Genomic DNA, 13915 nt, shown 5'->3' on the forward strand with positions numbered 1-13915 from the left:
GCCCAAGGTAGATATTTCCAGTAATGGACAGCTTTGGGTAGGTATTATATAACGGAATTTGTCTGTGCTACACAACCGTTTGTTAAACGCTTATGCTCAAAAATGCCTTGATGGTTGGCATACGGGGGTGAACGATGGATATTTCTTCCAAAATTTAGCTTATCACTTGCATGAGGCGGGAAGAGTAAGGAAATTACAACGGTTGCTGCTTGATTTTCGCTGGTTAGAAGCGAAGTTGGAAAAAACCAATATCAATGCCTTGCTAGCTGATTATGATTTTTTGCCCCAGGATGAGAATGTACAACTGGTGCAAGGTGCGTTGCGTTTGTCAGCACACGTTTTAAATCAAGACAAAACGGAATTAGCAACACAATTATGGGGACGTTTGCAGTCCGTTGCAGTGCCAGAAATTCAAGCAATGCTAGAACAAGCAAAGCAGTGGAAAGCGACACCTTGGTTGCGTCCCCTCACACCTTGCTTCACTCGCCCAGGTGGTGCATTACTGCGAACTCTTAGCGGTCATAATAATGAGGTAAGGGCGATCGCTCTCACCCCTGATGGCAAGTACGTCATTTCTGGTTCCTTGGATAGCACTCTCAAAGTCTGGAATTGGCAAACTGGAGAAGAGGTGCGTACTCTCAGGGGTCATGATGAGGAGGTACGGGCGATCGCTCTCACGCCGGATGGCAAATACGTCATTTCTGGTTCCAGTGACGAGACTCTTAAAATCTGGAATTGGCGAACCGGGGAAGAGGTGCGCACCCTAAAGGGTCATGGTTCTATGGTAACAGCAGTTGTCGTCACTCCAGATGGCAACTATATTATTTCTGGTTCCTGGAACGGTACTCTCAAAGTCTGGGATTGGCAAACTGGGGAAGTTGTTCGTACTCTCAAAGGTCATAGTCACCAGGTAGATGCACTCGTTGTTACCCCGGATGGCAAGTGCATCATTTCTGGTTCTGCTGACAAAACTCTCAAAGTGTGGAATTGGCAAATTGGCGAAGACGTGCATACTTTTACTGCTCATAGTTCCTATCGGGACTTAAACAAAATCAAAGGGGAAAATACAGTATAATGCTTTACCAGCATAGCTTTCACGTCAAAGTAACACCCAATGAAAGAGACAACCCCCGCAGCCATGCCTCCGTGTTTGGAAAAATGGTGTCACGGGGGTCTAACACGAAAAAAATGAGCCAGCCTTTGTTTGTTGATCTGTCGGCGTAGTTGGGTACTCGTAGTTATAAGGCTGGCTCATTTTTTAGGGGACAATGCGTCAACGGTTTGATGAAGCGTTTACTCATAAAGCCCAAAAAAGAGGGTTTAGGCACTATTTAGGGGGATTATTGGGAGAAAGCGAAAGAAAAAACCTGTCCCAGATGGCTTCTAACGCTATAGGAGTTGAATACCATCAATTGCACCACTTTATAACCGAAGGACGTTGGTCTGATTCCAAGATCAATGAACTTCGATTAGAGATTATGAACAAGTGTAGTCAAACCAGGATCAGTCGAAGATTTAGCTTAATAATTGATGATTCTGGTCACAGAAAAAGTGGTAATTTTACTGATGGAGTGGGAAGGCAGTACATTGGAGAAATCGGCAAAACAGACAATGGCATAGTAGTGGTAACAACACATTTATATGATGGACGAAAAAGCTTGCCATTAGATATAGAGTTATATCAGCACGGGGATTCTTTGCCAGAAGGTAAACAAGATCCAGAGTTTGAGAAAAAAACTGAACTAGCAATCAAATTAATCGATAGAACTATAGAGAGAAAATATCAACCAGGAATCGTACTTATAGATGCTGGATACGGCAACAATACATCCTTCTTATTAGCATTAGAGAAGAGACAATTAAAGTACTTGGGAGGAATCGCCAAAAATCGAAAAATAACTATTAAAAAAAGAAGTCAGAAGTCAGAATTCAGAATTCAGAATTAATCGGATGGGGATTTAGACCCCAACCGATTATAGACACCGTGTAGACGGATGGGGATTTAGACCCCTCGACTCGGAGTCATTCGTACAGGAGATTCGTCTGTTCTTCGTTCTATTTTTTCTTCCTTCTGACTCCTGACTCCTGACTCCTGAGTTCTTGGTTAATGTATCAGAAAATATTCAACAAACAATTAGGATAGACGAATTAGCACAAAGCTTACCCAAAGAAGATTTTACCGAAATTCAACTCAATTTAGATCAACCTAAAATAGTATGGGTGGCAACTAGAGAAATAGAGATATCACAACTGAAAGGAAAGCGAAATATTGCTATCGTTATGAATGCAGCGACTTTCTCTGAAGCCACTGATCTTGACTATTTTATCACTAATGTCTCTACATCAATTGTCACACCAGAATGGATAGTTCAGACCTATTCTCAAAGAAATTGGGTGGAAGTTTTTTATAGAGAAGCCAAGGGGTGGTTGGGGTTAAAAGAATATCAAGTTCGAGATAAAAGAAGCCTACTTCGACATTTTATCTTGGTTTTTTGCGCCTATACTTTTATCCTTTGGCATCAGATGACTGGGGGTCTGAGACGAAGGTGGGCTTCCAAACCTTTGAACACTTTTACTGAAGCAATAGATGCCTTTAGAACAGCTATATCTTTTCGATTTTTTGATTGGTTGACTCATAATCGTGACGTGTTTGCCGCTTCTAAAGCTAGTTTAGGCTACATTTGGGCTTAATTTTTGTTTAAGTCCCATTAAAACGGACTGATGATTCACCATTATTTATTTCTATTATTATTCAGTCGTCTTTAGACGACTTCACCTATGAGCCTGCGAATTAATTCGCAGGCGGACGTGGAATAAGATCTTACAATCTCCCCTGACACTCAAAGCCCGAGTCTTTACCTCTGCGGCGGACACAATCGCTGCAAATCTTGAGGAAGTCGCCCACATGTCTGCTGAAATGTTTGCGGATTGAGTTTGAGTCGCCACCAGGCAAATAATCCTAAACTTGTACCACTCACAAGCAAAATCAACAACCCTCCAACCAACAACCACCACTTTTTCTTCGCTTGAGGTTTCGCAGGAGTTTGGGTTTCGTCTGTTACCGGTGGTTCCGAAACAAGCAAATCCAAAAGCGCTTGAGAACTTGCTGCCAACTCAGATTGTTGTTCTTGTTCTTGTTCTTGTTGTTCTGGTACTATGACTTCTACAGGTCGCAGAGCGCGAAGCAATGACACTATAGGATCTGGGGAAACACGACAATGGGTCAGAACGACTGAGATATTATCATGAGCATTTTTCTCGTTTGCCAATGAAATCCATTGAGGGACAGCATCTTCCAAGGAAAGTTCACCTTGCAGGACAGGTACAGCGTAATTCCGCCAAGAGTGTTCTACCCAGTCATTGTCGCTCAAACCATCAGAACACAATAGCAATATACCATCTTCTTCTAAAATAAATTGCTGAATCACAGGACGCAGAAATTCACCATCTTTTGTGCCTAATCCTTGACTCAAGGAAGTTGCCTCGGGGCGTTGCAGTGCTTTTCGATACAGAGTACGAGCAGAACGGACTTCCCGCCCTGCGACATCATCATCTACTGTTAAAAGCTGACAGTAGTCGCGTGTTATCCAGTAGGCACGGCTATCACCCACGTGAGCCAAGTAAAGTTCATGTGTATTTTGTGACTCCTTACCCGAGAGACTTTTGATAATTTGCGGTAATTGCACTGCCATCACAAGGGTTGTACCCATGCGTTCGGTACCTTCGCGTTTTTGCTCGTTATTGCAGTTGCTAATGACATTATTGACAATTCGCAAACTTGCCTCTATTTGTTTTTGAATCAAGTCCGGCGGTAAGATGTCTGCTTGTTCTTTCACCTCTGTGAGTAAGGCGCGAAGTTGCAATTTTAGAGATTGCACTGCTAGCAGACTTGCAACCTCACCACCTTGATGTCCACCAATACCATCACAAACAATGGACACCCGTGGTAATAATAAATCATCTGGATCAGCAGTGTCACTAGGGTAGCAGGCGTCTTCATTTTGCGTTTGTTGTAAACCAGGATCTGTTGCTCCTGCCACTTCTAGGGTTAATGGCAAATCTGCTGCAGATGATAGAAGTAAAATATTGAGTTGAGCAGCAATAGAGTCTAAATTTGCTTCTTCACTACACATCTGCTGGACTATGTTGTTCAACTCTTGTGCTACTGGTGTTTTTGCAGCAGCGACCCAAGGTTGCCAACATTCTCCCAACTGCTGTAAAGACACGTCATGAGGCGTTTCTACAAGTTCCAACAGTCGCACGCACCAACCTTGCACGCGCAAATTATCTGGAATGAGCAAACTGCCAGCGACTCCCAACTGTGATAGTGGTGTCCACAGTTGGATAATTTGGTAAAGCCAGTAAACTTGTCGTACTGCTTTTGCTTCCTCCCATGCGTCTGTTATTGCTGGGTAGAGATTTCCGGTTTCATCTATTGGCACATTTTCCAACAGGAGAATATTATCATAAGCCAACCCATATACCTGAGGAATATGTAATCTGTGTTGATATAATCGCAGATAAGACACAATTTCTTTAGAAAATTCTTCAGGGATGTCTGGCAATAGTTCTGGTTGAGTATCTAGCCAAATGTTCGAGCTAGTGACGTCATAGCGATGTCCAACTTTCCCTCCAGGTTGGATTTTGGCGGCTAATGAACCAGTTGCCCAAAGGTAACGGTGAACTAGGGGAGTTTGAGAACTTGTAGAAACACTATCTTCTATAGAATTCATGGCTTAAGTACAGCTTTGATTTATGCAATAAATTATCCGCTGAGTTGAAATCATGCAAGTCGGAATTTTTCGAGAAATCGATGGGTTAATTTGGGAACATCCCAAATGTTTAAGTTATATCAAACTCTGATGATTTCATATCCGCAGCCACCGTAATGGAGTGAAGCGCACTAACTTTAAACACAACGCTTGCACACCGTATGCCTACGGCACGCTTTGCGCTTACGCGGAGTGTCTGTGCAGGAGATACTTTGAATGCTAAAGTTTGGCTCAGACAAGATGGCACTGCTAAAATCTGGTCGATTGAATCGTTTGATGAACTCATGGTGCGAGGTTGTCGTCGTTGGGTAGGACTATCTCAAGAATGGCTCTAATCTCAGTTCGAGCGATAGCGTAAGCGCAAGCGCACGCCAAGGGCGAACGCGTAGCGGCTCCCTGCTGGAGCTAGCGCTGCTGCTTTGCTGCAGATCGTTATCTCTGTCATGGCATTGACACTTCCCAACCATAGGTATGGGCGATCAAACCAGCGATACATTACACCGTTTAGCTAATTAAGTAAATTATGAGAAAAATTTTTGCTTTGCTTTCTTTTAGTCTAGGAATTGCTCTGGTTAACCCCACCTATTCAGTTGCTCAAGTTCCTAACGTACCATCTGTACCTGTTCCAAACAACCCTCAGCAACTACCACCACAACAACCAGATCAAGTTGAGGAATTGCCAATACCACTGCAAGTCACAGACAGAAAAACGTGTCAAGTGACATACCAATGCTTGGGTTGGGATGAACAAATTTGGGGTGGCAAGGGTAAAAAGGGCGATAAACAAGCGCTATTGGCATCAATTGATAACAGCTTAGGTTATTTGCAAACCAACAAAGCAAATACAGTGTATCAAAATTACCCCATTAAAGAAATTACACTTGATCGCGTCCGTCGTAGCTTAATACGTTTTCGTCAACTGGTTGTTAATTCTAAGTCTATATCACAATTACAAGCTGCTGTCAATCGGGAATTTGTCTTTTACAAGTCGGTTGGTAATGACGGTAAGGGGACTGTTAAATTTACTGCTTACTACGAGCCGCTTTATACTGCCAGTCGCACCCCCACAGCAGTTTATAAATATCCCCTATATGGACGCCCACTGGATTTCGATGGGTGGGCTAAACCGCACCCCAAACGGATTGATTTGGAAGGACAAGATGGCTTGCTAAAAGATCAAAGCCCGTTGCGCGGTTTGGAGTTATTTTGGTTTCGCGATCGCTTTGAGGCGTATATGATACATATTCAGGGGTCTGCCCAACTCAAGCTTACCGATGGTACAAAAACCTCTGTTGGTTTTGCAGGTGCAACGGATTATCCTTGGACTAGTATAGGGCGGGCACTCATTAAAGATGGTAAACTGTCCCGAGAAAAAGCAACAATGCCAGGTATAATTAGGCATTTTCGCGAAAATCCTCAGGATTTAAATGAATACCTGCCACGCTGGGAACGCTTTGTCTTTTTTAGGGAAACCAACGGTACGCCTGCTACTGGAAGTATAGGTGTGCCAGTCACCCCAGAGAGGTCTATTGCCACAGATAAGTCTCTTATGCCTCCGGGGGCGCTAGCGCTGATTTACTCTTCATTTCCCTATCCCAAAAAAGGAGGAGGGTTGGAGTATCGTAAGGTGAGCCGTTTTGTACTTGACCAAGATACGGGAAGCGCCATCAAAGGTCCAGGACGGGTTGATTATTTTATGGGGACTGGCTACTTAGCGGGCGATCGTGCTGGTGTAACAGGTGGCAATGGAGAACTTTACTACTTACTACTGAAATAATGCTACTCCCGAACCGCTAGAAAATTACCTATCTTCTTTTTTCTTCCTTAGCGTCCTTAGCGTCCTTAGCGGTTTTTTAAATAGGTATTCTTTGGGCGGTTCGGGAGTAATAGTCATCAAAATTTACTCTCAAAAATTAATCTTTGCTTTCTGGAAAGACTCAATGCATGAGTGTATCTAATCAGAAAAGTGCATTGATGGCTTAAATGTATTGTCTAGGATGGCATTATGCCAAGTACTACTTTAATTTGGCTTTTGGCTGGTTCAGGTCTTTGTTTGTTAGAGCTGTTTATGCCAACAGCCTTTGCTGCTTTCCTGACGGGAATTAGCGCCCTGATTGTGGCGTTTCTATCTCAAGCGATTTTGGGCAAGTTATGGCTACAAATTGTGGTTTGGCTGTTCCTTTCCACAGTCCTAGTCATACTTTCCCGTCGGTTTATGAGTTTGCCAAAACGCAAAACGAAAATTCAGCATGCAATTATAGCCGAAACTTTAACTGAGATTCCAGCCGGAAAACCAGGACGAGTGCTGTATGAGGGAAATTCTTGGCGGGCACGTTGTGACGATGAGACGCTCATCATACCACCCAATCAAAGAGTTTACGTCACAAGACGCGAAGGGACGACTCTGATTGTAATGCCAGAAAATCTATTGGACTCGTAATTCTCTCTTAAATCAGTGAACTCTTAACAGGGAACTCTTAACAGGGAACAGGGAACAGAGGAAGCGATTTCTTGACCCCCCTTAACTTGGTAACTGGTAACTGGTAACTGGTAACTGATAACTGTTAAAAAATTGGACAATTTATTATGGAACAGTTTTTTTTACTTATTTTTCTTGCTCTAGGCGGTTCTGCCTTAGCAGGTTCTGCGAAAGTTGTGAATCAGGGTAATGAAGCTTTGGTGGAACGTTTGGGAAGCTATAACAAAAAGTTAGAACCAGGACTTAACTTTCTCGTTCCCTTTTTTGATCGGGTTGTCTTCCGCGAAACTATCCGAGAAAAAGTTTTAGATATCCCCCCTCAACAATGTATTACCCGTGATAACGTGTCAATTACCGCTGATGCGGTGGTTTACTGGCGGATTATGGATATGGAGAAAGCCTACTACAAAGTGGAAAATCTCCAGGCGGCGATGGTTAATTTGGTGCTGACTCAAATTCGTGCCGAAATGGGCAAATTGGAATTGGATGAAACCTTTACCGCCCGTTCTCAAATTAATGAAACTTTATTGCATGACTTGGATGTTGCAACTGATCCTTGGGGCGTGAAAGTGACGCGGGTGGAACTGCGGGATATCATCCCGTCACAAGCTGTTAGGGAGTCGATGGAATTGCAAATGTCAGCGGAACGCCGCAAACGGGCAGCAATTTTAACTTCTGAAGGCGAGCGCGAATCAGCCGTCAATAACGCCAGAGGTGAAGCTGACGCCCAAGTTCTGGACGCCGAAGCCCGTCAAAAATCTGTCATTTTGCGAGCAGAAGCTGAACAAAAAGCAATCGTTCTGAAAGCACAAGCCGAACGCCAGCAGCAGGTTCTTAAGGCGCAGGCGATCGCCGAATCTGCAGATATCATTGCCCAAAAAATGAAAAATAACCCTCTTGCTCATCAAGCTTTAGAAGTTCTATTTGCCTTGGGTTACCTGGATATGGGCGCGACAATCGGCAAAAGCGATAGTAGCAAGGTTATGTTTATGGACCCGCGCACGATACCTGCTACCTTAGAGGGTATACGCTCGATTGTCTCAGATGGTCAGCCTGACTCAAATATCCCGTATACAGGGGAAGTGTCTCCAGGGAATAATCATCGCTCTAGTTAGAATGAGGCGAGTGAGAACAAGAGGACAAGAGAAATCATCACTCTTGACTCTTGACTCTTGACTCTTGACTAATGACTCTTGACTAATGACTAATGACTAATAACTAATGACTAATAACTAATGACTAATCAGCAGTTTGAGCTAATTGGCATTGAGTACACAAACCGAAAAATTCTAGAGTGTGGTAAAAAATCTTAAACTTGTGTGTAGACTGGAGCTGACCCTCTAGGTCATGGACGGGACATTGATTAATCGGGATGGAAGCACCGCACTGTAGACAAGTCAGGTGGTGCTTGTCTTGCTGGGCTAAGTTGTAGAGGGCTTCACCGTTACCTAATGTCCGCACTTGCACCAGACCTTCAAGTTTTAAGGATTCTAATGAGCGGTAAACTGTTGCCAGACCCATGCTTTGGTTACGGTTACGTAACTCGACATAAATATCCTGGGCGGAAATGCCTTGTTTAATGCTTTTGAGCAAGTTTAGAATACGCTCTTGACTGCGGGTGCGTACGGCTCTCATAGACAATTAGTATAGTAATAAAACGCCAATTGTATTTGAAAAAGTTTATTTTAAAGTATTCTCCTGCTTAACTTTTAGCTTAATTCTCATAACTTGTCCTCCTATTGTCGCCTAATTGGGACAGAAAGATATAGTATGAGCTTAGCAGTATTCAGCGAAAGCCAGTGCAAAGGAAGTATTTAGCCAAAATTTTTGTCACTCTCCGTCCTTCAGTTCTGGACCCTGCTGGAGTCGCAGTGCAATCTGGGCTGAAGCAAATGGGATACGATGATGTTGAGCAGGTGCGGATTGGCAAGTACATTGAAGTGACTTTCACCTCTCAAGATGAAGATACAGCCCGTCAGAACTTGGATCGGATGTGTGACCAAATGCTTGCAAATCCAGTGATCGAAAATTATCGCTTTGATTTGATAGAGGTTGAGTCACAGACGGGAGTTTATTAATTTGCTTTTTCAGAGTCATTAGTCGTTTGTTTTATAAGCTCGAATGACTAATGACAAATGACCAATGACTAATGACTAATAACATGAAATTTGGGGTTGTTGTTTTTCCGGGTTCTAATTGCGATCGCGACGTTGCTTACGTAACAAGAGACTTGTTGAAGCAACCAACTCGCATGGTTTGGCATCAAGAAACTGATATTTCTGACGTAGATATCATGATTATACCAGGTGGCTTTAGCTACGGGGATTATTTACGCTGCGGTGCGATCGCCCGCTTTTCACCTGTCATGCAGCAAGTCGTCGAACATGCTCAAAAGGGGAAATTTGTCCTCGGTATTTGTAATGGTTTCCAAGTCTTAACTGAGGCAGGCTTGTTACCAGGGGCGTTGGTGAAGAATCGGGATTTGCATTTTATATGCGATCGCGTTCCTGTGAAAGTCGAGCGTACAGACTTTGCTTGGACGCAAGGTTATCAAAATGGTGAAATCATTACTTTGCCAATTGCTCACGGAGAGGGGCGATTCTACGCAGATGATTCCACATTATCAGAGATTGAAAATAACGGTCAAGTCCTGTTTCGCTACCAGGGAGATAATCCCAACGGCTCAGTGAACAACATAGCCGGGATTTGCAACCGTCAAGGGAATGTGTTGGGAATGATGCCACATCCAGAGAGGGCATCTGACTCAATGCTGGGTGGTAGCGATGGGTTAAGGTTGTTCCAGGGATTGTTGGAGAAAGTGGGGGCGTTGGTGTAGAAAGGGTGGGGACACAGAATTGCTGTGTCCTTGTTTAGTGCATTTTAATGGACTTCGCCTATTAGCCTGGGACTTACAGTCCTAGGCGGACGATAACGGAGTGAAAAAACATGTAATTATTTTGAACACTAATTTTACTAGATCCAAGATGTAAGGGAAGAAAAAACTAAGAAATCTTACACGCCTGATGAATGTCTAATCCCTTGAAATATTGCTGTCTGGAAGAATTTCATAGTAACCATTTATCTTAAGCTTAATATCCAAAGCATCTGCAGAAATTAATGTTTCCAGGTCAATTTCAATGGACTGTCCTTCATGCAATACAAAATATCCTTCTTCTTGACTTGCTAAACCACTTAGCGATAACATAATTTCTCGCTTGGTATCTGTTTGAGAGTCTGTGTAAATAATAGACAATGATTGAATATAAGTTATTTCAGATTCCCGTTCTTCTATCCTAATTTTTGATATATCTTCACCAAGCTTATAAATTTCGTCACTTTGAAGTGACTTGTGTTTTCTGCCGTATAGAACCGTACCTAATTCTTTCCAATAACCTTTTTTGGTATTGTAAACCATCAAATAAGGACAGCTGCCTACATTGAAATGAATTGACATTGAAAATTTAGGTGTATCATCTGGAGAATCAATTTTTATCTCTTTCCCATCAATTTGTAGAGAGACAACTTCCATCAGTGAACCAACAGCAAATCTTTTAGGATGAGAATTTAAGAAATCTTTTAAAGGTTTAGTTTTAGCAAGGAAATCCGGAGACAAATTTATGGTATCAGTAATTAGTGTATTCATTAATTCCGGTGTTGTGCCGTACAAAGTATCCCAGTCTATTTGTTTTCTCCCTAAAACGTCTGTAAAATTTTTGAAAAGGCTATCATCTTCATCAGGATTTTTAGAAACGTACAATGTATCTTTGAAAAATGAAACTGATCCTATGGGATTGTTTTCTGAAACATAACTGAAGGGTTTCTGATGATTTTTTGTATCAAAGCCAAACTCAGTCGGTATCAGTAAATGATGCTGTGGAGGAAGTATGATATTAATAGGCTGAGTAACTTGAGTACTAGACGAAAAGAGATGTCGTCTTTCTTGAGAAGAAACTTCAGTTAACTTATCTTCACCATTCTCAACAACATTCAAATTTAACGCTTGTATCTTAATAGCTCTATTTTGAATATTCTTGATATCCAAAAATCTTAAATAAGGAGTAGGAGGTATATACTCAACTATCCTACCATAACATTCACCAAAAAACGAATGTTTTAAGCTTTTTATATATTGATATAAAAATAAAATAAACCCTCTTGTTTCTGGATTTGCTTTAAGAATTCGCTTTATCCAAGTTTCATCTACTTTTAGATAAAATGGTACTCCTAGTTTACATGTTTTGACTGCTGCTAATTTTGGATACTGCAATATTCTGCCAATATTTGTGCCTTCAGACTCATATATAGATGTCCATTCCGCATCTTCAACAGAAGTTTGAAACGATGCAGAAATATGAGGAAAGTTAAATCCTAACTCGTCGAGCTTATAATCTAATGTATCATTTTCAAAGTCTTTATTATTTTGAGTAAAGTTCTCTGTTGTGTTATTTTCAGACAACCCACCTGCACCATGTGAAATAGTTTTTGTGTAACCGTTATTATTAAGAGCAGCCGAGATGTAAAAATTTGTTTTCGGATGATATTTATATGAAATTAAAAACTCATTTCCTGTCCCAACAGCAAAATTTTCTAAACTTTTAAAGACCGGATTATCTGTATAAATAATAGGTGTATGATTAATTCCTAAGATAGTTGTTAACTTATTCGGCATAATTTCTTCTAAAAAAGACAGAGTAGAATATTCGTTCACTCCTGTTATATGTCTATAGATTATTGATTCTTTTAGAGAATATTCTCCTGGAAAATCACTAGCAGATAATCCTTTCAAACCTTCAGACAAACCTTTTAAAACGGACTCATGTACAGCTTGTTGAATAGCTACGGCTGTATCTCCTTGGTAAATACAATCAGCTACTTGGATTGTAATGTCTCGTGCTTTGCGAATATCAATGTTCGTCTTACCTATTTGTAATGTATTTTTATCACCGTTTATTAACATTATATGACGTAGAGTATTAAGGTCACTTTCGGTGTGAGTTTTATCTAAGATTCTTTTAACAATAGCTTCTATTTCTTCAGAAGAGTATGACATTGTTCAACCTTGCTGATATTTTGATATGTTGAGAGTATGTTTGCAGATTTTCCAATCACTATGCCTATTTAGTAAAACCAAAATATAGTATCTTACAGAATCTAAATCTTGAGTTTCACTCCCTATATTTAAAATAATTGCAATAGTAGATTATGTAGATACACCCTAGTGTTATTTTAATCTATGGCACTTCGTGCCATGCTACGCTATCAGTTAGACTCAAATGCAGTCTGTAATTTAAAGATTTTTACCCAAACTAATATCTCTTGCTTTACCTATATTTAGGTTGGTATCTCCTATTTGTACGGTATTGCCGTTACCAGAAGTTATAGGGCTGTTGCTAATATCTCGCCCAGCGGCTACACTGCGATCGCCTGTTGCATTAACTTCCTGACGAGCGTTCTCAAATGCTTCTTCTTGCGTAGTTGATTTATCAGCGACAGATAACCCTTTGCCACCTAGTAATAGAGCGATCGCAAAATCTTCTGTTGCTGCATCAAAAAATGGTTTTTGCTCCGCTTGGTGCATTGTCTGGGCACTTTCCGGTACTGATTTTCCCAGATGATTCATTAAATTGGAAATAAGAACAACGGTGTCACCAGGCTGATTATTAGCACCTTGTAGGGCTTCAATCAAATGGTAAGTATAGATGCTCATTGCGTCATCAGAGCGTATCCAGGATAACTGCTGCCCACGGGATGAAGTGAAAACAGCCCTTCCTTCTCCTTGCTTGAGGTTATCAACCAGGTTCTTAGGAGGAGCAGTTTGTGTTAAACCGGGAGGCAGCTTAATAGCTGGGTTTCCATTTTTCGCAGTAGCTATTCCTTCTGCATGGCAGCAGTCAATCACTACCAGCAGTCGTTGTGCTTTGATTTGCCGCAGTGCGTTAGTAAAGTCTTTTGCACAAAGGGCTGAGTTGGGAATGTCAAAAGGTTCTACATCGTGTTGGATTAAGTAATATTCACCTGTAGTTTGGTCAAGCCAGCCGTGACCGGAATAATAAACTACAACTGTAGCTTCTGAATCGTTAGCAGCTTGTACTTTTAGCCATTCCAGATCATCTAAAATTTTACTGCGGGTTGCACTTTTATCATGCAACAGGCGTATGTGGTGTTCATCATTAGGATAGGCGCAAAAATTGGGGTCAGTAAGAACAGACTTAAGTGCTTGAGCGTCCTTAACAGTAACGGGAAGTGACCAGTTCGCATAAGCGCATTCCCCTACTCCAACAAGTAAAGCGTAGCCGTGAGTAAAGATTTGGGACATAAAGTTCTCCATCAAAACAATTCGTATTGTTGATTACTGTTGGGTGTTATCCCATTGGTTATTTTAATCACCAGCTTCCTATTGAAACGGGACAAATCCGATCCATAGCGTAATCAATCGTCCCAATCAACTCGTCAACGCTGGCTAGTCTTACCCGATGATGGATGCCTTATCCCTACCAAATTCCCACTCTTCAATTTACGTCGAAAATTGGTAACTTCAAGTGCTGCAAAGGAGCGATTCTGCCCTTCCGAACGCGATAATTAAACTAGAAAGTAATTTAAGTATTATTTGACGTAGCCTTTAGGCTACCGTCAAGTTCTTTGTTGAGCAATATAGTTTTTGACC

General features: G+C 41.6%; 11 protein-coding genes and 2 pseudogenes. 9 read left to right on the top strand and 4 right to left on the bottom strand.

Features of this window, described 5'->3' with window-relative positions; translation table 11 throughout:
- Positions 1 to 64 precede the first annotated feature (64 nt).
- From DP116_RS20285 to DP116_RS20295, 3 genes and pseudogenes are all read left to right on the top strand, one after another.
- Positions 65 to 1075, top strand: coding sequence for a beta-propeller domain-containing protein (locus DP116_RS20285; protein ID WP_169156887.1), 1011 nt, complete (start codon positions 65 to 67; stop codon positions 1073 to 1075).
- Positions 1076 to 1268: 193 nt separating this feature from the next.
- Positions 1269 to 1914 (top strand): annotated as a pseudogene (locus tag DP116_RS20290) (IS701 family transposase); the annotation flags it as partial.
- 201 nt (positions 1915 to 2115) lie between these two features.
- A pseudogene (locus tag DP116_RS20295) lies at positions 2116 to 2691 on the top strand (transposase); the annotation flags it as partial.
- A gap of 164 nt (positions 2692 to 2855) precedes the next feature.
- Here the strand turns inward: DP116_RS20295 and DP116_RS20300 are convergent.
- Positions 2856 to 4733 (bottom strand): protein phosphatase 2C domain-containing protein, encoded by a 1878-nt coding sequence (locus DP116_RS20300; RefSeq protein WP_169156888.1) that lies wholly within the window; start codon positions 4731 to 4733, stop codon positions 2856 to 2858.
- Positions 4734 to 4933: 200 nt separating this feature from the next.
- Here DP116_RS20300 and DP116_RS20305 point away from each other — a divergent pair, with 200 nt between their 5' ends.
- The 4 genes from DP116_RS20305 to DP116_RS20325 all read left to right on the top strand — a co-directional run bounded on the left by DP116_RS20305 (position 4934) and on the right by DP116_RS20325 (position 8366).
- Positions 4934 to 5107: a hypothetical protein gene (locus DP116_RS20305; protein ID WP_169156889.1), complete on the top strand. Its 174-nt coding sequence runs from the start codon at positions 4934 to 4936 to the stop codon at positions 5105 to 5107.
- Positions 5108 to 5295: 188 nt separating this feature from the next.
- Positions 5296 to 6549 carry a murein transglycosylase A gene (gene mltA, locus DP116_RS20315; RefSeq protein WP_169156891.1) on the top strand — a complete coding sequence of 418 codons (1254 nt, stop codon included), beginning with the start codon at positions 5296 to 5298 and terminating at the stop codon, positions 6547 to 6549.
- A gap of 228 nt (positions 6550 to 6777) precedes the next feature.
- A complete protein-coding gene (locus DP116_RS20320) occupies positions 6778 to 7212 on the top strand; it encodes an NfeD family protein (protein WP_169156892.1) in 435 nt (144 codons plus the stop codon).
- 146 nt (positions 7213 to 7358) lie between these two features.
- Complete coding sequence (locus DP116_RS20325; protein ID WP_169156893.1) at positions 7359 to 8366, top strand: SPFH domain-containing protein; 1008 nt, start codon at positions 7359 to 7361, stop codon at positions 8364 to 8366.
- A 124-nt stretch (positions 8367 to 8490) separates the two neighbouring features.
- On the opposite strand, the gene DP116_RS20330 is transcribed toward DP116_RS20325, so the two are convergent.
- The gene (locus DP116_RS20330; RefSeq protein ID WP_169156894.1) at positions 8491 to 8886 is read right to left on the bottom strand and encodes a Fur family transcriptional regulator; all 396 of its coding nucleotides are present in this window, start codon (positions 8884 to 8886) and stop codon (positions 8491 to 8493) included.
- Between the two features lie 164 nt (positions 8887 to 9050).
- Here DP116_RS20330 and purS point away from each other — a divergent pair, with 164 nt between their 5' ends.
- Together purS and purQ are read left to right on the top strand one after the other, a co-directional pair.
- A complete protein-coding gene (gene purS / locus DP116_RS20335) occupies positions 9051 to 9329 on the top strand; it encodes a phosphoribosylformylglycinamidine synthase subunit PurS (protein ID WP_169156895.1) in 279 nt (92 codons plus the stop codon).
- 83 nt (positions 9330 to 9412) lie between these two features.
- Positions 9413 to 10087, top strand: coding sequence for a phosphoribosylformylglycinamidine synthase subunit PurQ (purQ, locus tag DP116_RS20340; protein WP_169156898.1), 675 nt, complete (start codon positions 9413 to 9415; stop codon positions 10085 to 10087).
- A 195-nt stretch (positions 10088 to 10282) separates the two neighbouring features.
- Here purQ and DP116_RS20345 read toward each other — a convergent pair whose 3' ends face one another.
- Positions 10283 to 12301: a hypothetical protein gene (locus tag DP116_RS20345; protein ID WP_169156896.1), complete on the bottom strand. Its 2019-nt coding sequence runs from the start codon at positions 12299 to 12301 to the stop codon at positions 10283 to 10285.
- Positions 12302 to 12538: 237 nt separating this feature from the next.
- Entirely contained in the window at positions 12539 to 13567 is a 1029-nt protein-coding gene (locus DP116_RS20350; protein WP_169156897.1) for a caspase family protein, read from the bottom strand.
- Positions 13568 to 13915 lie beyond the last annotated feature (348 nt).

Source organism: Brasilonema bromeliae SPC951 (assembly GCF_012912135.1).
Classification (GTDB): domain Bacteria; phylum Cyanobacteriota; class Cyanobacteriia; order Cyanobacteriales; family Nostocaceae; genus Brasilonema; species Brasilonema bromeliae.

Excerpts from the sequence above, each read along its gene's own strand:
- DP116_RS20300 (WP_169156888.1), bottom strand. The coding sequence starts at position 4,733 with ATGAATTCTATAGAAGATAGTGTTTCTACAAGTTCTCAAACTCCCCTA.
- DP116_RS20305 (WP_169156889.1), top strand. The coding sequence starts at position 4,934 with ATGCCTACGGCACGCTTTGCGCTTACGCGGAGTGTCTGTGCAGGAGAT.
- mltA (WP_169156891.1), top strand. The coding sequence starts at position 5,296 with ATGAGAAAAATTTTTGCTTTGCTTTCTTTTAGTCTAGGAATTGCTCTG.
- DP116_RS20320 (WP_169156892.1), top strand. The coding sequence starts at position 6,778 with ATGCCAAGTACTACTTTAATTTGGCTTTTGGCTGGTTCAGGTCTTTGT.
- DP116_RS20325 (WP_169156893.1), top strand. The coding sequence starts at position 7,359 with ATGGAACAGTTTTTTTTACTTATTTTTCTTGCTCTAGGCGGTTCTGCC.
- DP116_RS20330 (WP_169156894.1), bottom strand. The coding sequence starts at position 8,886 with ATGAGAGCCGTACGCACCCGCAGTCAAGAGCGTATTCTAAACTTGCTC.
- purQ (WP_169156898.1), top strand. The coding sequence starts at position 9,413 with ATGAAATTTGGGGTTGTTGTTTTTCCGGGTTCTAATTGCGATCGCGAC.
- DP116_RS20345 (WP_169156896.1), bottom strand. The coding sequence starts at position 12,301 with ATGTCATACTCTTCTGAAGAAATAGAAGCTATTGTTAAAAGAATCTTA.
- DP116_RS20350 (WP_169156897.1), bottom strand. The coding sequence starts at position 13,567 with ATGTCCCAAATCTTTACTCACGGCTACGCTTTACTTGTTGGAGTAGGG.